The 18,711-nt window shown below is 44.1% G+C and carries 19 protein-coding genes and 2 tRNA genes; 13 read left to right on the top strand and 8 right to left on the bottom strand.

Translation table 11 applies throughout. From position 1 onward, the window contains the following. Window positions 1-190 precede the first annotated feature (190 nt). On the bottom strand, window positions 191-1,324 hold the full coding sequence (gene ald / locus PCAR9_RS10485) for an alanine dehydrogenase (protein ID WP_179983538.1): 1,134 nt from the start codon (window positions 1,322-1,324) through the stop codon (window positions 191-193). A gap of 185 nt (window positions 1,325-1,509) precedes the next feature. On the opposite strand from ald, the gene lrp reads away from it, so the two are divergent. From lrp to PCAR9_RS10450, 7 genes are all read left to right on the top strand, one after another. After that, window positions 1,510-1,995 (top strand): leucine-responsive transcriptional regulator Lrp, encoded by a 486-nt coding sequence (gene lrp, locus PCAR9_RS10480; RefSeq protein ID WP_179983537.1) that lies wholly within the window; start codon window positions 1,510-1,512, stop codon window positions 1,993-1,995. A 289-nt stretch (window positions 1,996-2,284) separates the two neighbouring features. Then, a complete protein-coding gene (locus tag PCAR9_RS20215) occupies window positions 2,285-5,110 on the top strand; it encodes a DNA translocase FtsK (RefSeq protein ID WP_179983536.1) in 2,826 nt (941 codons plus the stop codon). Window positions 5,111-5,126: 16 nt separating this feature from the next. Continuing rightward, window positions 5,127-5,924 (top strand): outer membrane lipoprotein periplasmic chaperone LolA, encoded by a 798-nt coding sequence (gene lolA, locus PCAR9_RS10470; protein WP_179983535.1) that lies wholly within the window; start codon window positions 5,127-5,129, stop codon window positions 5,922-5,924. Continuing rightward, the gene (locus PCAR9_RS10465; RefSeq protein WP_179983534.1) at window positions 5,911-7,218 is read left to right on the top strand and encodes a replication-associated recombination protein A; all 1,308 of its coding nucleotides are present in this window, start codon (window positions 5,911-5,913) and stop codon (window positions 7,216-7,218) included. Before lolA ends, PCAR9_RS10465 begins: the two co-directional genes overlap by 14 nt. A gap of 77 nt (window positions 7,219-7,295) precedes the next feature. Next, window positions 7,296-7,679: a fluoride efflux transporter CrcB gene (crcB, locus tag PCAR9_RS10460; protein ID WP_136781676.1), complete on the top strand. Its 384-nt coding sequence runs from the start codon at window positions 7,296-7,298 to the stop codon at window positions 7,677-7,679. Window positions 7,680-7,689: 10 nt separating this feature from the next. Next, window positions 7,690-8,988: a serine--tRNA ligase gene (gene serS, locus PCAR9_RS10455; protein WP_179983533.1), complete on the top strand. Its 1,299-nt coding sequence runs from the start codon at window positions 7,690-7,692 to the stop codon at window positions 8,986-8,988. A 103-nt stretch (window positions 8,989-9,091) separates the two neighbouring features. Beyond that, window positions 9,092-9,796: an SOS response-associated peptidase family protein gene (locus PCAR9_RS10450; RefSeq protein WP_179983532.1), complete on the top strand. Its 705-nt coding sequence runs from the start codon at window positions 9,092-9,094 to the stop codon at window positions 9,794-9,796. A gap of 87 nt (window positions 9,797-9,883) precedes the next feature. Here the strand turns inward: PCAR9_RS10450 and PCAR9_RS10445 are convergent, their stop codons facing one another. Further along, window positions 9,884-10,321: a host attachment protein gene (locus PCAR9_RS10445; RefSeq protein WP_179983531.1), complete on the bottom strand. Its 438-nt coding sequence runs from the start codon at window positions 10,319-10,321 to the stop codon at window positions 9,884-9,886. Window positions 10,322-10,676: 355 nt separating this feature from the next. Between PCAR9_RS10445 and PCAR9_RS10440 the strand changes: the two genes are divergently transcribed. Next, window positions 10,677-11,453, top strand: a complete 777-nt coding sequence (locus tag PCAR9_RS10440; protein WP_232091174.1) for a hypothetical protein — start codon at window positions 10,677-10,679, stop codon at window positions 11,451-11,453. A 44-nt stretch (window positions 11,454-11,497) separates the two neighbouring features. Here PCAR9_RS10440 and PCAR9_RS10435 read toward each other — a convergent pair whose 3' ends face one another. From PCAR9_RS10435 to PCAR9_RS10415, 5 genes are read right to left on the bottom strand one after another with little or no spacing between them, the layout of a single operon-like run. After that, a complete protein-coding gene (locus tag PCAR9_RS10435; RefSeq protein ID WP_179983530.1) occupies window positions 11,498-11,845 on the bottom strand; it encodes a TusE/DsrC/DsvC family sulfur relay protein in 348 nt (115 codons plus the stop codon). Continuing rightward, entirely contained in the window at window positions 11,842-12,198 is a 357-nt protein-coding gene (locus tag PCAR9_RS10430; RefSeq protein WP_179983529.1) for a hypothetical protein, read from the bottom strand. Before PCAR9_RS10430 ends, PCAR9_RS10435 begins: the two co-directional genes overlap by 4 nt. Further along, window positions 12,198-12,566 (bottom strand): DsrE family protein, encoded by a 369-nt coding sequence (locus PCAR9_RS10425; protein WP_179983528.1) that lies wholly within the window; start codon window positions 12,564-12,566, stop codon window positions 12,198-12,200. The genes PCAR9_RS10430 and PCAR9_RS10425 overlap by 1 nt, the downstream gene beginning before the upstream one ends. After that, on the bottom strand, window positions 12,566-12,955 hold the full coding sequence (gene tusD / locus PCAR9_RS10420) for a sulfurtransferase complex subunit TusD (protein WP_179983527.1): 390 nt from the start codon (window positions 12,953-12,955) through the stop codon (window positions 12,566-12,568). Before tusD ends, PCAR9_RS10425 begins: the two co-directional genes overlap by 1 nt. 53 nt (window positions 12,956-13,008) lie before the next feature. Next, window positions 13,009-13,674 carry a Bax inhibitor-1/YccA family protein gene (locus tag PCAR9_RS10415; protein ID WP_071814872.1) on the bottom strand — a complete coding sequence of 222 codons (666 nt, stop codon included), beginning with the start codon at window positions 13,672-13,674 and terminating at the stop codon, window positions 13,009-13,011. Window positions 13,675-13,913: 239 nt separating this feature from the next. On the opposite strand from PCAR9_RS10415, the gene PCAR9_RS10410 reads away from it, so the two are divergent. Beyond that, window positions 13,914-14,005: transfer RNA gene (locus tag PCAR9_RS10410), tRNA-Ser, on the top strand. A gap of 143 nt (window positions 14,006-14,148) precedes the next feature. Beyond that, a complete protein-coding gene (locus PCAR9_RS10405; protein ID WP_179983526.1) occupies window positions 14,149-15,615 on the top strand; it encodes a DUF3360 family protein in 1,467 nt (488 codons plus the stop codon). 198 nt (window positions 15,616-15,813) lie between these two features. Here the strand turns inward: PCAR9_RS10405 and PCAR9_RS10400 are convergent, their stop codons facing one another. Then, a complete protein-coding gene (locus tag PCAR9_RS10400) occupies window positions 15,814-16,719 on the bottom strand; it encodes a LysR family transcriptional regulator (RefSeq protein ID WP_179983525.1) in 906 nt (301 codons plus the stop codon). Between the two features lie 194 nt (window positions 16,720-16,913). On the opposite strand from PCAR9_RS10400, the gene PCAR9_RS10395 reads away from it, so the two are divergent. The 3 genes from PCAR9_RS10395 (at window position 16,914) to PCAR9_RS10385 (ending at window position 18,601) form a co-directional block, all read left to right on the top strand. Then, entirely contained in the window at window positions 16,914-17,363 is a 450-nt protein-coding gene (locus tag PCAR9_RS10395; RefSeq protein ID WP_179983524.1) for a DoxX family protein, read from the top strand. A 90-nt stretch (window positions 17,364-17,453) separates the two neighbouring features. Continuing rightward, window positions 17,454-18,350 carry a DODA-type extradiol aromatic ring-opening family dioxygenase gene (locus tag PCAR9_RS10390; RefSeq protein WP_179983523.1) on the top strand — a complete coding sequence of 299 codons (897 nt, stop codon included), beginning with the start codon at window positions 17,454-17,456 and terminating at the stop codon, window positions 18,348-18,350. Window positions 18,351-18,509: 159 nt separating this feature from the next. After that, window positions 18,510-18,601, top strand: a tRNA-Ser gene (locus PCAR9_RS10385). The last annotated feature ends 110 nt before the right edge of the window (window positions 18,602-18,711 follow it).

Below are 18,711 nucleotides of genomic sequence, written 5' to 3'. Positions count from 1 at the left end.
AAAGCGCTACCAGGATATCTTGGAATCAAAGTGTTAAAGCAATAAAAGTTAAGTTTATCTCGTCACTAAGTTATCAGATACAAAAAAGCTCGGATGTGGTATTCACATACCGAGCTTTTTTTCTTATGCCATTATCTAAGGCTTTTTATTCACCAAAGCGCTCGAACGCTCTGGGAATAATCGAAAAACCTTATTCGCCTTTAAGCGCTACTTCAGCTGGCGTATAGGTTAAACCTAGTTCTTCACCTAGTGCATCAACAACCGCTTTATAGGTTACTTTACCTTCGTGAACGTTTAAGCCGTTTAGCAGGTGCTTGTCTTCTAACATAGCTTTGGCTGGGCCTTTGTTTGCCAGAGCCAAACCAAATGGCAAGGTCGCATTGTTAAGCGCCATAGTAGAAGTACGTGCAACACCGCCTGGCATGTTAGCTACACAGTAGTGAACTACGTCATCGACAACGTAAACTGGGTCTTGGTGCGTAGTGGCTTTAGAAGTTTCAAAACAGCCACCTTGGTCAATAGCAACATCTACAAGCACAGAGCCCGGCTTCATCGCTTTAATTTGTTCACGAGTAAGTAGTTTAGGTGCTGCTGCGCCAGGAATAAGTACTGCACCAACAACAAGGTCTGCTTCAGAAGAGTATTGCTCGATTGCATCAACGGTAGAGTAAACTGTTTTAACTTGGCCATTAAAGATATCATCAAGCTGGCGAAGACGCGGAAGTGAACGGTCTAAAATGGTTACATCAGCGCCAAGGCCAAGTGCCATTTTCGCTGCGTTAGTTCCTACAACACCACCACCAATTACCAGAACTTTGCCTGGTGCTACGCCAGGTACACCACCAAGAAGGGTGCCGCTGCCGCCATGCGCTTTTTCTAGATAATGCGCGCCCGCTTGCACTGACATACGGCCCGCTACTTCACTCATTGGTGCAAGTAGTGGAAGCCCACCACGGTCGTCAGTTACTGTTTCATAAGCAATGCAGGTAGCGCCTGACTCAACTAATAACTTAGTTTGAGTAGGATCTGGGGCTAAATGAAGGTAAGTATAAAGCGTTTGTCCCTTACGAAGCATTTTACATTCGTTTGGTTGAGGCTCTTTCACTTTTACAATCATTTCCGCTTCAGCAAACACTTGCTCAGCAGTAGGTGCAATCGCAGCACCAGCATCTACATACATTTCGTCAGTGAAACCGATAGCATCACCAGCATTAGTTTCAACAAGAACACTATGACCGTGAGTAACAAATTCTTTTACTGCTGCTGGCGTCAAGCCAACACGATATTCGTGGTTCTTAATTTCTTTTGGTACACCAACTAACATGTATCGTCCTCAATTTTATAACGAGCTTCTATGTGGCTCTGGTTGAACTTTGTTTCGTAGCAATCGGTCTTGAAAGCCCGTAAACATATTTAGCGAGTATACGCCATAAAAAAACGAACTATCTGCTGAATAATGGGCTTGTGTGGCATATAATTCTTTGAAAGATAGCTTATGAGGTATTTTATATGTTGGTGAAGACGCCTAAACACCTTGACCGAATAGACAGGAATATACTGGTGCAACTGCAGAAGAACGGGCGTATATCTAATGTCGAACTTGCTAAAGAAGTCGGCTTAAGCCCAAGCCCTTGCTTAGAGAGAGTCAAGAGATTAGAGGCTCAGGGCTATATAAAAGGCTACCACGCCTTAGTTGACCCAGAAAAGCTTGGCGCTGCTATGCTCGTGTTCGTTGAGATTACATTAACCAAAACATCGGTGGATATCTTTGCAGAATTTTCTGCTGCGGTAAAACTACATGACGATATTCAAGAGTGTCACTTGGTCTCTGGTGATTTCGACTTCTTATTAAAAGCGCGTGTTGCGGATATGGGCAGTTATAGAAAACTGTTGGGTGATACATTGTTGCGTTTACCGGGGGTAAGTGAGTCGCGGACATATGTTGTGATGGAAGAAGTAAAAAGCACATCATCACTGCGCATTAATTTGAAGTAATGAAACCATGGCTCAATAGTGGGTTTTTATGGTAGGCTGTGCAAAAATACAGTGTTTGTGTGCAACGAAAGGATTGTTGCGGTTCACATACAATAGGGTAGGGGAGCATACCGATAGTTTTATCATTAGGTTCAGCTACTTACCAAATTACTCAAATAATAATTATGTAGGGATTGCAAAGAGTTCGCTAAGCTCTTTGTAGCGTTTAGCGCAAAGATAGTACGTATAGACTAAGACTCTTAGTCGATATAAAACTACATGCGATAGAAATTGAAGGTTCTTTAGGGTTATGGCGCGATTAACAGGGGTTCAGCGAGTGTGGGAAGCAGGCATGATTATCGCCTGTGTTTTCGCCTTTTTCTTATTGCTGGCACTAGTATCTTTTCATCCAGGTGATCCAGGTTGGAGTCAGGCTGGTTTACAATTAGACATTCACAATTGGGTTGGCGCGACTGGGGCATGGGTTGCAGACTTATTGCTATTTTCGTTTGGTTTTCTCGCTTATTTGCTCCCATTTGGCTCTGCATTTTTAGGGTGGTTCCTTTTTCAGCACATTAAAGAATTGGACGAATTCGACTATCTCACCATTGGGTTGAGAATTATCGGTGGGTTATTAATGGCCCTTGGCGCAACGGGCATCGCCAGTATCAATTTTGATGATATATACAACTTTTCAGCAGGCGGCTTTGTTGGTGATGTGATTAGTTCAGCGCTTATACCGTACTTTAATACTGCCGGTACTATTCTATTGCTGCTTTGCTTTTTCTGTACGGGCTTTACGCTATTAACAGGTATTAGCTGGCTTACTATTATTGACAGGTTGGGAGAAGGAACGCTGTGGTTGGGGCGTAAAACCCTGTCTGCACCACAAAGTTTATTGGCACTTGAAATGCCCCGTCTCGCGTTGGCCAACAAATCATCAAATCAAGAAAGCACCGATACTTCCGAGCTGGATATTACCAGTATGCGAGCAGAACCCTTAGCTTCTTCCGCACAAGTTCAGGAGCAGTCACAGCAACCGCAAACGCCTACGCAGAGAGCAACTTCGACTCGCAATGAACCCTCTTTCGGTATTGATGAGCTTAATAATGAGCCACCGTTCTATACTTATGATGTCGGCGATAACGCACAAGCTGAAGGTAAGTCGACACAAGATAGCGAAAACTTACGAAGCGATGAAGCACTTTCAAACGCTGGCGAAAGTGAACCTGAGACGAAGAAGTCAGCATTTTCGCTATCAGGTATGCGTAATGCGGTAACGGGTAGCTTTAAAGATAAATCAGGTTTAGGTAATTCTAACCAAGATGAGCCAGTGTCGTCAGAAAGTGAAAATACTCGAAGTGAGCCTCAGGTTCAGCAAAGCCCACATATTAACTTTGACGAGCTAGAAGAGTTTGACGAAGACTTGCCTTATGAAACGGGAAGTAAGCCTACGTCTTCCGTAAATGTTAGTGAAACACCTGCGCCTGCAGCACAGACACAAACGCCTCAATCACTAGAGGCGCATTCACATACAGAACAGGCACAAACAGCGAGCCAAGAAAGCAATCAAGCATTCGCGCCTGCAGCACTTGGTGCTAAGCCTGTTAAGGCGAAATCGAATGAGGTTGACCCTGATTTGCCACCTATGCCTTCGTTTGATTTGCTAGAACGTGCTGACAAACATGAGAACCCGTTAACACCAGAAGAGATTGAAGGAATTTCTCGCTTGGTGGAAGAAAAGCTTGCTGATTTCAATATTGAAGCCACTGTAGTGGGTGTGTACCCAGGCCCAGTAATTACGCGCTTTGAGCTAGACCTAGCGCCTGGCGTTAAAGTAAGTAAAATTACAGGGTTATCAAAAGATTTAGCCCGTGCAATGTCAGCTATTTCTGTGCGTGTAGTAGAGGTTATTCCAGGTAAGTCGGTTATTGGGTTAGAACTCCCCAACAAAAAACGCGAAATGGTGCGTTTAAGTGAAGTAATTAGCTGCGATACCTTCCAGTCTAATAAATCGCCTTTAACCATGGTGTTGGGTGCAGATATCTCTGGTCAGCCAGTAGTGGTTGATTTAGCTAAAATGCCTCACCTTTTAGTTGCTGGTACTACAGGTTCAGGTAAATCTGTGGGTGTAAACGTAATGATCTTGAGTTTGCTTTATAAAAGCACGCCTGAAGACGTTCGCATGATCATGATAGACCCTAAGATGCTTGAACTTTCGGTGTATGAAGGTATACCGCACTTGCTTTCTGAGGTTGTGACCGACATGAAAGAGGCCGCCAATGCACTTCGTTGGTGTGTAGGTGAAATGGAACGCCGTTATCGCTTAATGAGCGCCCTTGGTGTGCGTAACCTCAAAGGTTATAACGCTAAGGTAGAAGAAGCCATTGCTAATGGTACGCCAATTAAAGATCCGCTTTGGAAAAATGAAGAAAGTATGGATGCCGAAGCGCCAGACTTAGCAAAACTTCCGGCTATTGTTGTGGTAGTGGACGAATTTGCCGATATGATGATGATTGTAGGCAAAAAAGTTGAAGAGCTTATTGCGCGTATTGCCCAAAAAGCCCGTGCGGCAGGCATTCACCTTATTCTTGCTACGCAGCGTCCATCGGTAGACGTAATCACCGGTTTGATTAAAGCGAACATCCCAACCCGTTGTGCATTCCAGGTATCAAGCAAAATAGACTCTAGAACTATACTCGACCAACAAGGCGCAGAAACCTTACTAGGTATGGGTGATATGCTTTATCTTCCACCGGGAAGCCCAGTACCTACCCGTGTTCACGGAGCGTTTGTTGACGATCATGAAGTACACGCGGTAGTGGCCGACTGGCAGAAGCGCGGCGAGCCAGAGTACATTGATGAGATCCTTAACGGCGAAGCAACCGCAGAAGTATTATTGCCAGGAGAGCAGCCCGAGGGCGAAGACCAAGAATTCGATGCATTCTATGATGAGGCCGTTGCATTTGTTACCGAAACTCGTCGTGCCAGTGTCTCAAGCGTGCAGCGTAAATTTAGAATTGGTTACAACCGTGCAGCGCGCTTAGTTGAACAAATGGAAATGAGTGGTGTCGTAAGTGCACAGGGGCATAACGGAAACCGTGAGGTGCTTGCACCGCCGCCCCACAAAGAATAACGAATGGATTGAATAAATGAATAAAGCAGTTTCGGTTTATTTTATAAGCGCATTCTCTACAAGCGCATTCTCTACAAGCGCACTAACCGTAGCGGATGTAGCAGAGGCCTCTGCAAATGCTTCAGTAGAGCTTAACGCCACTAACATTCAGAGTGCGTACAACGATAGCGCTGACACAGTTGCTATTGCTACTTCAGTTAGCGAAAGTGATGCTGTCAGTTCATCGCTTCAAGCTTTATTAAGTGACATGAAACAGTTTCGTGCAGGCTTTGACCAAACAGTGGTGGACGCGCAGCAAAATATTGTGCACGAGGCCCAGGGTACGTTAACCATGACCCGCCCAAATAAGTTACGTTGGGAAACCACGTTTCCTGATGAAACCTTGCTGGTATCCGATGGTGAAGCGGTGTGGAATGTAGATACCTTCGTAGAACAAGTAACGGTAATATCCCAAGCGAATGCAATAAAAGACAACCCTATTGTTTTGCTTACTTCTACGGATGAAGCAACGTGGTCGAAATTTTCTATTAGCCAAATGAGCAGTGGGGTATCTGCTAACAACGCGACGAGTGACATCAATAATGGCCCTGCCTTGCAAAGTTATCAAATCACACCGAAGGAAGAAGGCGGTCAAATTGTCACGCTTACGTTAACGTTCAATCAAGATGATGAACTTGCTTCGCTTAATATGCTTGATGCGCAACAGCAAATCAGCACGCTAGTGTTCAATAATATTGAAACACGCTTTCCAGTACCCGCCGACACCTTCTCAGTTGATATTCCAGATAGCTTCATAGTTGATGACCAGCGTTAATCAAGAATTTGCGCCCCTAGCGGCGCGCATGCGCCCAGTTACCATAGACGAGTACAGCGGACAGGAACATTTACTTGGCGAGGGCAAACCGCTTCGTAAAATGTTAGAGGCGGGCCACTGCCACTCTATGATCTTGTGGGGGCCGCCAGGAACGGGCAAAACCACCCTCGCTGAACTTATCGCACAGTACACTAATGCGTCTGTTTTGCGGATCTCAGCCGTTACTTCTGGGGTTAAAGATATCAGAGCCGCTATGGACACAGCTGAAGAGAACGCCCGCTATAATCAGCGAACGCTGCTTTTTGTAGATGAAGTTCACAGGTTCAACAAAAGCCAACAAGATGCGTTTTTGCCATTTGTTGAATCTGGTGTGGTTACCTTTATTGGCGCAACTACAGAGAACCCGTCGTTTGAATTAAACAAAGCGCTGTTATCTCGAGTTCGCGTTTACGTACTAAAAACACTTGAACAACACGCGCTGTCTGAATTAGTTGATAGAGCACTGAGTGACAGTGAAAAAGGTCTGGGCGACAGAGCCCTTGGTATTGAAGACATAGCAAGAAACGCTCTTATAGATTTAAGCGGTGGCGACGCCCGGCGCCTTCTTACCTATTTAGAGCTGGCTGCAGACTTCACAAGTGCTAACGATATTACCGTTAGCGATGTTGAGCATGCGGTAGGCGAGAAAGTCGCCAGTTACAACAACAAAGGCGATACCTTCTACGATTTAATTTCAGCCTTTCATAAATCAGTGAGGGGATCAGATCCTGACGCAGCTCTTTACTGGTATGCAAGAATTTTGGATGGCGGCGGTGATGCACTTTACGTGGGGAGGCGATTACTGGCTATCGCGTCTGAAGATATTGGTAACGCCGACCCCAGGGCTATGCAGCTATGCATAAACGCATGGGATACATTTCATCGAGTAGGACCTGCAGAGGGCGAGCGTGCCATTGCGCAAGCCGCCGTTTACTGTGCCTTAGCTGCAAAAAGTAATGCGGTTTACATGGCGTTTAACGAAGCAAAATCGTTAGCGCGAAAGACCTCTGATGCACCGGTACCTATGCATTTACGCAATGCGCCTACGTCGCTTATGAAAGAACTGGGTCATGGAGACGGTTATCGCTATGCACACAACGAGCCGAATGCCTTCGCCGCTGGCGAAACATACTTACCAGAAAGCCTTGCCGGAACTCGCTTATACAATCCTAACGAGCGCGGTTTAGAAAAAGCGCTTAAAGCCAAACGGGAATTTCTCGACTCTCTTAATGCGAGAAGCAATAATAAAAGGTAGAGTTGTACACATGCACCTCCACTAATTCAAAGACACTATGGATTAGTTCATAATAAGAACGGGCTAGGGAGTTTTACGTGCCTCAAGGGTTAGCTTTGTATTGTTTTATTGCCGCAGGCGGGGCGACTGGCGCCTGTTTACGCTATTTTGTTACCACAAGCGTTGATTCCTTATTTGGAAAACACATGCCGTTTGGTACACTAACGGTGAATGTGGTTGGGTCGTTTGCACTCGCATTACTGTACGGTATTATTGAACGTCACGATTTAAGCGATTCTCCTTACCGTGCTCTCATCGGTGTAGGCCTATTAGGTGCCTTTACTACATTCTCAACATTTTCTGTTGAAACCTTAACTTTATTAGAAAACGGGTTGTGGCTCAAAGCCGCAGCGAATGTATTTCTTAACGTTGGCGCTTGCTTAGTAGCAGGTTGGCTAGCCATTCAATTGATGAAAGGATAATTAGAAACACATGTTAGATCCAAAGTGTTTGCGAAGCGATATAGAACAAACAGCTAAGCGATTAGCTGCCCGTGGTTTTAACCTCGATGTAGCAGCTTTCAGTTCGCTTGAAGAAAAAAGAAAAACACTTCAGTCCAGAACACAGGATCTGCAAAACGAGCGTAACGTACGAAGTAAATCCATCGGTAAAGCTAAGGCGCAGGGCGAAGATATTGCACCGCTTTTAGCTGAAGTGGGTAAATTGGGTGATGAGCTTGACGCCGCTAAAGCAGAGCTTAGCGAACTGCTGGAAGAAATAAACACCCTTACGCAAGGTATTCCTAACTTGCCGGATGAGTCTGTACCAGAAGGTAAGGATGAAGACGACAACGTGGAAATTTCCCGTTGGGGTGAGCCTCGCACATTTGATTTTGAAGTAAAAGATCACGTAGACGTTGCTGAAGGCTTAAACAACGGCTTAGATTTCGCCACAGCTAGCAAACTAACAGGCAGCCGTTTCGTGGTAATGCGCGGCGATATGGCACGCTTAAACCGTGCTATTGCTCAGTTCATGCTTGATACCCATACTCAAGAACACGGGTACCAAGAGATGTACGTGCCTTATTTGGTTAATGCGGACAGTTTGTACGGCACTGGCCAATTGCCTAAGTTTGGTGAGGATTTATTCCATACTAAGCCTGCAACCGAAGAGGGGCAGGGGCTGAGCCTTATCCCAACGGCAGAAGTACCGCTAACTAATATTGCGCGCGATGAGATCTTAGACGCGAAAACACTGCCAGTGAAAATGACAGCACACACGCCTTGTTTCCGTTCAGAAGCCGGCTCTTACGGTCGTGATACTCGTGGCCTGATTCGTCAGCATCAGTTCGACAAGGTAGAACTGGTACAGCTAGTTAAGCCAGAAGATAGCTTCGACGCGTTAGAAGCACTTACTGGTCATGCGGAAGTTATTCTGCAAAAGTTGGAACTACCTTACCGCAAAGTGTTGCTATGTACGGGCGACATGGGCTTTGGTGCATGTAAAACCTACGACCTTGAAGTATGGCTACCTGCACAAAATACTTACCGTGAAATTTCATCGTGTTCTAACATGCTGGACTTCCAAGCACGACGCATGCAGGCTCGGTTCCGTAACCCTGAAACGAATAAAACGGAACTGCTTCATACATTAAACGGTTCTGGTTTGGCGGTAGGACGAACGCTTGTAGCTATTCTGGAGAATAACCAGCAAGCAGACGGTAGCATAACCATTCCAAAGGCGCTCGTGCCTTATATGGCAGGCCAGGAAGTGATTAAAGCAACTAATTAACCCATTTTGCAGTGGAGAAATATTTCTGCCAGCTATAATATGAAATCCGATATGAGTATTCGTATCGGATTTTTTCTGTATGGGTTTGATGGGTATTTTGTTAATGTGCGGATTTATACAACGTATTACTGACTCACCAGACGTTATAGCGCTACTCGAAGAAGTGGGTCTCACACAAACCATTCCGCTTTTTGTCAACGAATCTTCTACAAGCAATGTCATAAACTTTTATCCCGCTTTTGGAAATGCACCTGAAAGACAAATTACGAATTTAATTGTTTCTGGTGATAGCACCATAGATGCTACGTGGTGGTTTGATGCTAAGCCCGTAGGCAATACGTTAGAAGTTGGCAATAGAACAACATTCAATGCCCGTAATCTAGAAAGCCCTTATTGGGGAAAGTTTATTCGAGAACGACGGGCTATAGTCGTAGCAACGGCGGTAGGTGAGTCAAATCCGTCTGGAAAAGGAAAAGCACATTATTTAATAAAACCCACCAGCGGAGCATTGCTTATTGGTGCGGTATATCGGAGGTTTAGTAACGGTTTATATTCTTGTGCAGTGGTGACGCGACCGCCAATAGATGGATTTAGTCAGTATCATGAAAAATCCATTCCCTGCTTTCTTCCTCATGATAGTCACGCTATTAATGCATGGCTAACCGCTGACAAACAAGGCTTTTTAAATAATGAGGTAGAGTATATTCTGAATAATCCTCGTATTTATACCGACCTTGAAGTCACGCGAGTAAAAACGTTTAAAAGTGCCGAGGCAATCGGTGAAGTTAATATGTTAAAGGCTGACTAAAACTTTTAAATAATACCACGCATACCAATAAGATGAAGGCGGCCTTAATCACAGCCGCCTCTAATCTTAGATTTACAGGAAAACGCTTTATTTAAGGTAGGAAAGTAAGGTTTCCTCGTCCGCGCCTAAAACATTCTTTTTCACTTCTTTATCGACAACGTCTGAACATTGAGATGACATTCCGTTTCGCAATTTACCAAGAAAACCCGGCCCGCTAATAATATCTATTGAGCCTAGCGCACCTCGCTTACGTTCGCCATCTAGCCAATCAGCAATGTCACTGGCAAATCGTTCATCTTCAAGTTCAGCGGCATCTTTTCGGTTCATGCTATCAACGCCCGGCACTTGTGAAGCGGGAGCCGATTGTCTACCGGGTTTATCCGTGTAAATATCTTGGTCACTCGCGCCGCTAAACTCATTGTGCCATTTCTTTACTTCAACGAGTGCACTTCCGTGGTTGGTATAGGTGTAAGCTGTGGCGTCGTCGTGGTTAGCCACAATTACGTAGTGTCTTTGAACTGTCATACAGCCTCCTATGTCCATTTATGTAAAACATTCACGTTTAAGGTGTTCTCTAATGGCAAGTATGAAAAATGTGCCTGAAACCCTAGATAAAACGCTAATGTAAAAGAGGTGTTGCAATATCAACACCAAAACTAAGATAAATAGTAATGGGGCGGCGCTTTTAATAACTATCTTTGAGCAGTCTTCAAACCCTGCAAAGTGCTTTGGTCGAATAATAATTTTGACGAAGCGAGTCATGCTTAATTTATAAGCTTGATATAAATTACTAAATCATTATGGATATTTTTGAACAAAATTATTGATTAAAGGGGCGCTGCAGTCTACATTTATTACTATAAGAAATAAGGACTTTTCAATGAATAAAATAACAATGTTAGCGGCGTTGGTACTCTTACCCGCAATAGTGAATGCTACGACTATGATTGAATCTGGGCAGCCGAACTCCGTTAATAGCCCGGAAAAAACCTCAAATACTTCACCTGCAGAGGAACAATCTGAAATCTCAGCCACATGTTATGTTGTCTCTGAATATTACAATGGAACAAGGCGGCAAAAAGTAGTCAGCAACCAAATTGAAAGCAGTATTATGGAACATGTGAAGGGAAAGAATTTAAATCTCAATGATATGGATAAAGGTGGAGAATTGACTGGTCTAGAGATTGAAATCGATGGCCATTCAGTAGACCTTAATGTTTATCGTGATTTAAGTGGAGAGTCTAACATTGCTATTGTTGGTGACGCTGAAAATCGCTTGGTTTTTAGGCTTGGTCTTTTGTTGGAACGCTCTACAAATCATGAATATAAGTTAGATTCGGTAACACTAAGCTTAGAGAGAGGCATGTCTAAAATTGATGGGATGACCCATGCGCTAGCATTTATGGATGGCGAAATAAATGAAACAACTAATACCACTACTGACGACGAGCAGTGCCGAAGAGAACTTGCTAAAAACCAAGCAAAAAACCAATATTGGGGGGCTTATATTGGCCCAGGTTTAGATTCTCCAAATATTTTAGAGCCTCTCTCTCCAGGAATATGCAAAAGAACAGTGAGTATGCGTACTTGCTATGAGAGTAATGGCCAGACTCTTTGTGCAGAGACAGTGTACTCTTTTCCGGAGCGGTGCGATTGACGGAAAATAGAACTGAGCGATGCCTGGCCTTTTCAATACCGCCTTTACAAGCATTTCGCAGGTTTAGGTAATCCTGCTAGTTTAGTGGCTTGCTTCGCCGGGCCTTTTTTAAAGAGTCGCTGCAGGTAGCGGCTATTACCTTTTTCTGGCCCAAACTTATTGGCCATAGCTTTCACCAAAGCACGAATCGCTGGGCTGGTTTCGTACTCTTCATAAAATGCGCGTACGAAGCGCACCACTTCCCAGTGGGCCTCGGTTAGCTCAATGTTTTCTTCTTGCGCCAGAAACTCCACCATACCTTCTTCCCAAAGGGTATAGTCGAGTAAATACCCGGCTTTGTCTGTAGGGATCGCTTGCCCTTTATAATTTAAGCTATAGGTTTCTTGTGTCATGAAAGAGGGATCCAGTGCTGATTGTTTGCTGATATTTCAGCGAGTTCTTTGTGGGAAATTGGATTAATATGTTCGGGCAGATTTGCGCCCCTAGCAGCCGCATCTGTGCTCAAGAACGATAGGCTAAGCGTTGGTTTGTCTTTTACCGCGCTTTCTACCGTACTTTTTACCGTACTTTTTACCGTAATTCCTACGGAATTGGCCAGCTGCTCAAAAAATGCGGTGTTTAATGCAGGGGCATAAACGCCATCACCAACAAATACAATATGAGTTGAGTTCGCCTGCTTAAAAGTGGCTTCAATAAGCTGTTTGTATTCAGGGCTCAAATTTGGCGTTGAAATAGTAATAAGCATTAGAATGTCACCACATGATCTACGCTTTGGATAAGCGCGACTTTTTCTTCTGGGGTTGTCCACTCACAGTCTAACTCATCAACTAAACTGTTATTAGCAAGAACTTGTTCTATGTCATAGGTATCTGCACTTGCTTTACACACAAAGCATTCTTCGATATCGAAAAACGGCATGCTAGCTAAACGTTTGGTGTGATTTTTTAGTCCTTTGGTAGACGCTGCCTTAACAAGCTGCAGTACACCTTGGCTTTCAAAAAGCACCTTAACCTCGTGCCCATAATTTGTTGCAGCAAGCGCAAAATCTAAACCGACTTGGCTTTTCTCGTTGGAAAAAGGACTTTGGGTAAATCTAATAAGTAAATGTGCCATTAGAATTGTACCAACCTGTTGCAATCGTGAAGCGCGGTGAAGAATTCGCCCAAGCCTGCTTGCTCGAAAGGCGCGGTTAAATTGGCCTGAGACAAGCCATTCTCTTTCGCCTCTACCTCGCTAACAATGCCTCGCTTAACGGCGGCGGTAATGCATACAAGTAATTTTACGTTGTGTTCAGTCGCTAGAGTCTTCCAGCTTTCAAGTACGAACAGCTCGTCACCCGTCTTTAGCATTAAGTTATTAGTGTGGTGTACACCTTCGCTATAAAAGAAAACATTGTTTATTACATCACCATTATCAATAACACCTTGCGCAAATGCGAGGGCGCGTAACGCGGTATCGCCTTGAAATGGGGATGAGGTAATAAGTATTGAATATTCTGCCATACAAATAAAAACACCCCGGTTAAGGGGTGTTTACTTTAAACCTTTAACGGTAATTAATCGTCGCCGCCAAATGCACCTAGAAGGTGAAGGATAGACGTGAATAAGTTGTAGATGTTCAAGTATAGCGAAACTGTCGCGCGGATGTAGTTTGTTTCACCACCGTGGATGATACGGCTTGTATCAAACAAGATGAAACCTGACATAATGAATACAATCGCTGCGCTAATCGCTAGGCTTACCGCAGGTACCGCGAAGAAGATGTTCGCAATAGCAGCTACAAGCACTACAACTAGACCTACTACCAAGAATCCGCCCATAAACGAGAAGTCTTTCTTAGTTGTAAGGGCGTAGCCAGAAAGCGCGAAGAACACAAGTGCTGTCGCACCCAATGCTTCCATAATTAGACCAGGACCGGCTACACCTAAATAGAAATTAAGCGTGTAACCAAGTGATGCACCCATTAAACCTGTAAATAAAAACACCCAGTAAATACCAGATGCTGAGTCAGCCTTTTTCTGAACAACAAATAAAGTTATAAAAGCGCCGATAGTCATGCCAAGAGACATCATAGGAGAAATGCCTACCGCCATTGCTATACCAGCACAAACTGCACTAAACGCTAGTGTCATCGCAAGCAGCATATAGGTGTTGCGTAGAACCTTGTTCGTCTGCAATACCGATGGTTGAGATGCACTTGAATACATCGAACGTTGATCCATTGTTTCCTCCAACAGGACTTATGATATGACCAAAATGGTACACAATTATTTAGTGTATGTTGTATGGGTTTTAGTTCCCATTTTCAAGTAGTTTCAGATGAAAATGGTGTCAGATGAATATAAAAACATCTCTCATACGTGCTAAACCGCTTATTTGATTGAAATCTCGGCACTTAGACAACTTTTTTAATTTTTCGCTTTACAGTCATAAAAATATCATTAAGATACGCAGCACTTCAGGAGAGTTGGCAGAGCCCGGTTTAATGCACCTGACTTGAAATCAGACGTGGGGTCAAACCCACCGGGGGTTCGAATCCCTCACTCTCCGCCATATTACGAGAACCCGCACATCGTTGCGGGTTTTTTTTATGCCCGTCTGTCACGTTAAACTTTCGTATAAGACCACAGTCGCATTGTTACATTCCATCCACATGTTTAGGCTTGCGTTTTCTTCGCGCAATCTAAAGGTGTTATGTGTCACAGGAAAGTTCTTCTTATCAAAATCTTCACAAACCGAGCAGTAGTTTTAAATCAAGAGACGACTATTTAAACCACGAATTACAAATACTTTCTCCTAAACGTTGGCGGTTAAACCTGCCTGGTAAAGATTATCGTGTTGAGTGGGAAGACTTTGTACCCGGTATGGCTGCAACCATAGGTAAAATTGTTATGGTTGCCGCCGTTGTTGGCGCATTTGCAGCGCCACTAGGGCTGTCTCCTGAGTTTGTTATTGAAAACGTTCGTTTTGAATTGCTGATCGCGGCCGTATTATTCGTCGTTTTGATTTCAGCCTTCTTCAATCCGTCTGCCAATTTAGCGGGTACACACGGTCCGCTGTTACCGCTAGTACCTCTTATCGTTGCATCTGGCGGTCACCCCATGGCACTTGGCCTGCTCATCGGTTTATTTGGTTTTATTTTAGGAATAACAAGGGGCGGCAGCATACTCGCTAAGCTCACCAGTAACGGTGTATGCGGCGGGTTATTGTTATATTTGGGCTTTATAGGCATTACAGGTCAGGTTAAAAAGCTATTTGCGTGGGCAGAAAGCTTCGATATGGCTTATTTAGCCTTTGTAGTGATTATTGCCACTATTCTTATGTACGCATGGCTAGAGCATATTGAAAAGCGCTGGTTGGCCATTCCGCTTGGTGCGGTGATGGCAGCAGCAATAGCGTTTGCCTTTGGCGCGCCGTTTGAGTTCACAACATCGCCGGGTATGCCTAATTTAAACCCTGCGTATTGGTGGGGTGAAGACACAGGCTGGAAGCTAGGTTTACCAGACTGGTCGCATTTCATTGCTGTGTTGCCTTTTGCTGTGCTCGCTGTGTCAATGTGGTCGCCAGACTTCTTGGGGCATCAGGTTTTTCAAAAGCTTAGCTACCCGAAAAAAAGTGAAAGGGCGCATATGAACATTGACGACACCATGATTGCAGCCTCAAGCCGTCAGGCGGTAGGAAGCTTATTGGGTGGTGGCAATATCTCATCTTCGTGGGGCACGTATATTATCCCTGCGTCTATTGCGCGTAGGCCTATACCTGGAGGTGCCTTAGTAACCGGCTTTCTATGTGTTGTTGCCGCACTTTGGGGTTATCCTATGGACCTAGCTATTTGGCCTCCAGTACTATGCGTTGCACTGATTGTTGGCGTGTTTCTTCCGTTAATGGAAGCGGGTATGCAAATGACACGGGAAGGTAAAACTACTCAGTCAGCTGCATTAGTTGTTATCTCATCTGTATTAGTTAACCCGGTATTTGGTTGGTCTTTTACTATGCTATTGGATAATTTGGGTTTAGTTGGGTGTAAAGACAGGGCAGGCGACTTAGGTAAAGCAGGGCGCTGGATTATTCCTGGTATTACTTTCTTAGTGCTGTGTACGGTTATGGCGTTAATCGGTATGTTCCCTGGTGTACCTGCAATTATGGAAACGTTTAGAGTTTAATAGCGCTGAACGGGTTAGGGGTAAAGGTAGTGGTGTATACATAACCCCATCAGTTTTGCTCAATCAAATTCAAGACTAATAGACTCAGAAGTGGTTAACACCGGCGGCGTAGAGTAACCTTTACGCCGCTTTCAATTTACAGCAGATTTAGGGTAAGCCCAGTAAGAATGCACTTTTCGCCGGTTATGCGTAACCGTTTTAGTTATCCCAATAGGGCGTGTCTGTGAAATAATTAGATAAAAAGTCGATGAAAACCCTTAGTTTATTGGAAATAAGCTTTCTGTGCGGGTAAACAGCGTATAACGAAATTGCTTGCGGTATGAACTCATTGAGTATAGCTACCAATTCACCGTTTTTGAGCGCTTCACCAACGATAAATGTAGGTTGAAGTACGTAACCTTCCCCCTGTTTGGCTACATTGGCAAGTACTTCGCCGTTGTTAGATATTAGCTTTGGGGTTACCTTCTGTGCATTCGTTTTTAGCGCTGAAAAAAGTGCTGACTTATCGTTATCATAATTCACATAAGAATATTCAAGATAGTGCTCAGGCCTTAAATCTTTGGGGTGTAGTGGTGTACCGTATTTTTTCAGATATGTAGGAGAAGCGCACAAAGCGAGTTTGACGGTTGTGATCTTCTTAGCCACCAGCGTTGAGTTAGCAAGGTGGCCTGCACGTATTGCTACATCAAACCCTTCATCTATGACATCAATTTTTCTGTCGTTTAGCTGCAAGTTTATCGAAACACTCGGGTGTGCTTGTTGAAATGAACTGAGCGCTCCAGCTAAATGCAGAGTGGAAAAAGAAACTGGCGCACTAACATGCAAAACGCCTTTTGCTTCTGTATTAAGCAATCCAAGCTGACTTTCCATATCGGTTACGCTTTCAAGAATATGGTTAGCATGCTGCAAGCATTGTTGTCCTGCCTCGGTTAAGTGGATTTTTCTTGTAGTGCGATTAAATAAGCGCGTATCAAGTTGCTTCTCTAGTTCTGCAACATATTTGCTTACCAGCTGATTTGACGTGTCTAGCTTTTCTGCAGCTTTTGTAAAGCTGCCTTCATTTGCAACAACGCTGAAAGTTTTCAATAGCAATAATTTATCCATCGCTCAGCCTATCATTCTAATAAACAACATGGTGTTGGTAATCATTCAATATTATAGCGCTTTATTCAATAGATGTTGGTAACTATTCTGTATGCATCAGGTTAGCGCAGTGCCCACGCTATGAAGACAGGCACTGCGTTCATCATTTTTTAGATATGACACTTTCAATCACAAAGACTTTAAGGATTCGACAAATGAGTAAGCAATTTTTGAAAAACATTTTTACTTCTAACAGCAGTTTTTCTAGTTTGGTTTTACGTGTGCCAGTTGGCATTATTCTTACTGCACACGGCGCACAAAAACTCTTCGCTTGGTTTGGTGGTTACGGATTAGAAGGCACTGGGCAATGGATGGAAAGCATTGGACTAGCGCCAGGCTTTTTAATGGCATTGCTGGCCGGTAGTGCTGAGTTTTTTGGTGGATTAGCACTTATTGTAGGTTTTCTAACACGCCCGGCCGCTTTGGTAAGTGCATTCACTATGGTGATTGCAATTTTTAGCGTGCACGCAGCCAACGGTCTGTTTATGACCAACAATGGTTATGAGTTTGCGTTAGCACTGCTTGCAGCAACAACGGCTCTCGTTATTCAGGGAGGGGGTAAATTTTCTATAGACTCTCTGATCAGTGACAAGCTTTATAAGTAAGGCGAGCTACGCCCATTTTTTTTGAAGCCGGCTTTAAACAGTCGGTTTCTATTGTAAGCCCCCCACACGGATACGATTTAGAGTAGTGCTATGAAACAGCCAATCGAAATTACAACGCCGTTGCCAGTACAAATTAGTACAGCGTATATATCTCATGGCGGAGGTCCGCTACCACTGCTTGAAATGCAGACAAATGGTGAAGCGAATTCCCCCCAGTATCACGAGGAAATGATTGGAGCGCTCAAAATGTTATCAGCAGATTTACCCAGGCCTGATGTAATCATAGTAATTAGCGCTCATTGGGAAGAAACAGAAGTTAGTGTGACTACTCACTCAGAGCCTTCTTTGGTTTATGACTATTATGGCTTTTCTCAAGAGGCGTACTCTCTTAAATACCCGGCGAAAGGAGAAGTTTCACTTGCAACTTTGCTATTAAAGCGTTTAACGGAACAAGGCATTGCTGTGCGGGAGGATAGGGCACGTGGCTTCGATCACGGAATGTTTATCCCACTAAGTATCATGTATCCCAACGCTGATGTACCCTGTATTCAAGTATCCATTACGTCGTGTTTGAATACGGAAAAGCATGTGCTATTGGGAGAAGCAATTAGGAAAGCTGTAGAACGCGGGATAAGGCCTGTAAATAGTGATGCAACGGACCAAGTGAATATTTTAGTATTGGGCTCGGGTTCTTCATTTCACAATATGCATGGCTTTTTTGATAGCTCTGATGATGCAATGCGTAAAGCTACGCGCTTTAATAACTGGCTTCAGACAACCATGCAAACCAGTGCTTATAGTGAGAATGAACGCAAAACTCGGCTTGTTGAATGGTACAGCGCACCGGATGCGCGATATGCACATCCTAGAGAAGAGCACCTTCTTCCACTCCATGTTTGCTATGGTGTTAATAACAGAGCAGCTGATAAAGCCATGTCTTTAACGCTTTTAACCAAACCTGCAAGCATGTTTGTGTGGAGTGATTAACCAGTGCTGCGTCAATGTAACGTATGATCAAATAATGTGTAATTTAAACCAGAGCAATTAAATTTTGAGCACTTTGTTTATCAATTGTTCGCTTAGGTCGAAATCTTGAAATTAGTGCTTTACAGGCCCTCAGAAATCATTAAGATACGCAGCACTCAAGGAGAGTTGGCAGAGCCCGGTTTAATGCACCTGACTTGAAATCAGACGTGGGGTCAAACCCACCGGGGGTTCGAATCCCTCACTCTCCGCCATATTCGAAAAACCCGCACACAGTTGCGGGTTTTTTTATGGTCAAAATAAATGTTTTGTTGAGTGAGAGTAGGAGCGCCGTCCCTCGACTAATAAACGCGAAAGACTGGTG

It is taken from the genome of Alteromonas macleodii (assembly GCF_903772925.1).
In the GTDB taxonomy this organism is placed as follows: Bacteria; Pseudomonadota; Gammaproteobacteria; order Enterobacterales; family Alteromonadaceae; genus Alteromonas; species Alteromonas macleodii_A.
This window is presented reverse-complemented; position numbering and strand designations above follow the sequence as displayed.

Coding starts and splice junctions, on each gene's coding strand:
- ald (WP_179983538.1), bottom strand. CDS start 1,324: ATGTTAGTTGGTGTACCAAAAGAAATTAAGAACCACGAATATCGTGTT.
- lrp (WP_179983537.1), top strand. CDS start 1,510: ATGTTGGTGAAGACGCCTAAACACCTTGACCGAATAGACAGGAATATA.
- PCAR9_RS20215 (WP_179983536.1), top strand. CDS start 2,285: ATGGCGCGATTAACAGGGGTTCAGCGAGTGTGGGAAGCAGGCATGATT.
- lolA (WP_179983535.1), top strand. CDS start 5,127: ATGAATAAAGCAGTTTCGGTTTATTTTATAAGCGCATTCTCTACAAGC.
- PCAR9_RS10465 (WP_179983534.1), top strand. CDS start 5,911: ATGACCAGCGTTAATCAAGAATTTGCGCCCCTAGCGGCGCGCATGCGC.
- serS (WP_179983533.1), top strand. CDS start 7,690: ATGTTAGATCCAAAGTGTTTGCGAAGCGATATAGAACAAACAGCTAAG.
- PCAR9_RS10450 (WP_179983532.1), top strand. CDS start 9,092: ATGTGCGGATTTATACAACGTATTACTGACTCACCAGACGTTATAGCG.
- PCAR9_RS10445 (WP_179983531.1), bottom strand. CDS start 10,321: ATGACAGTTCAAAGACACTACGTAATTGTGGCTAACCACGACGACGCC.
- PCAR9_RS10440 (WP_232091174.1), top strand. CDS start 10,677: ATGAATAAAATAACAATGTTAGCGGCGTTGGTACTCTTACCCGCAATA.
- PCAR9_RS10435 (WP_179983530.1), bottom strand. CDS start 11,845: ATGACACAAGAAACCTATAGCTTAAATTATAAAGGGCAAGCGATCCCT.
- PCAR9_RS10430 (WP_179983529.1), bottom strand. CDS start 12,198: ATGCTTATTACTATTTCAACGCCAAATTTGAGCCCTGAATACAAACAG.
- PCAR9_RS10425 (WP_179983528.1), bottom strand. CDS start 12,566: ATGGCACATTTACTTATTAGATTTACCCAAAGTCCTTTTTCCAACGAG.
- tusD (WP_179983527.1), bottom strand. CDS start 12,955: ATGGCAGAATATTCAATACTTATTACCTCATCCCCATTTCAAGGCGAT.
- PCAR9_RS10415 (WP_071814872.1), bottom strand. CDS start 13,674: ATGGATCAACGTTCGATGTATTCAAGTGCATCTCAACCATCGGTATTG.
- PCAR9_RS10400 (WP_179983525.1), bottom strand. CDS start 16,719: ATGGATAAATTATTGCTATTGAAAACTTTCAGCGTTGTTGCAAATGAA.
- PCAR9_RS10395 (WP_179983524.1), top strand. CDS start 16,914: ATGAGTAAGCAATTTTTGAAAAACATTTTTACTTCTAACAGCAGTTTT.
- PCAR9_RS10390 (WP_179983523.1), top strand. CDS start 17,454: ATGAAACAGCCAATCGAAATTACAACGCCGTTGCCAGTACAAATTAGT.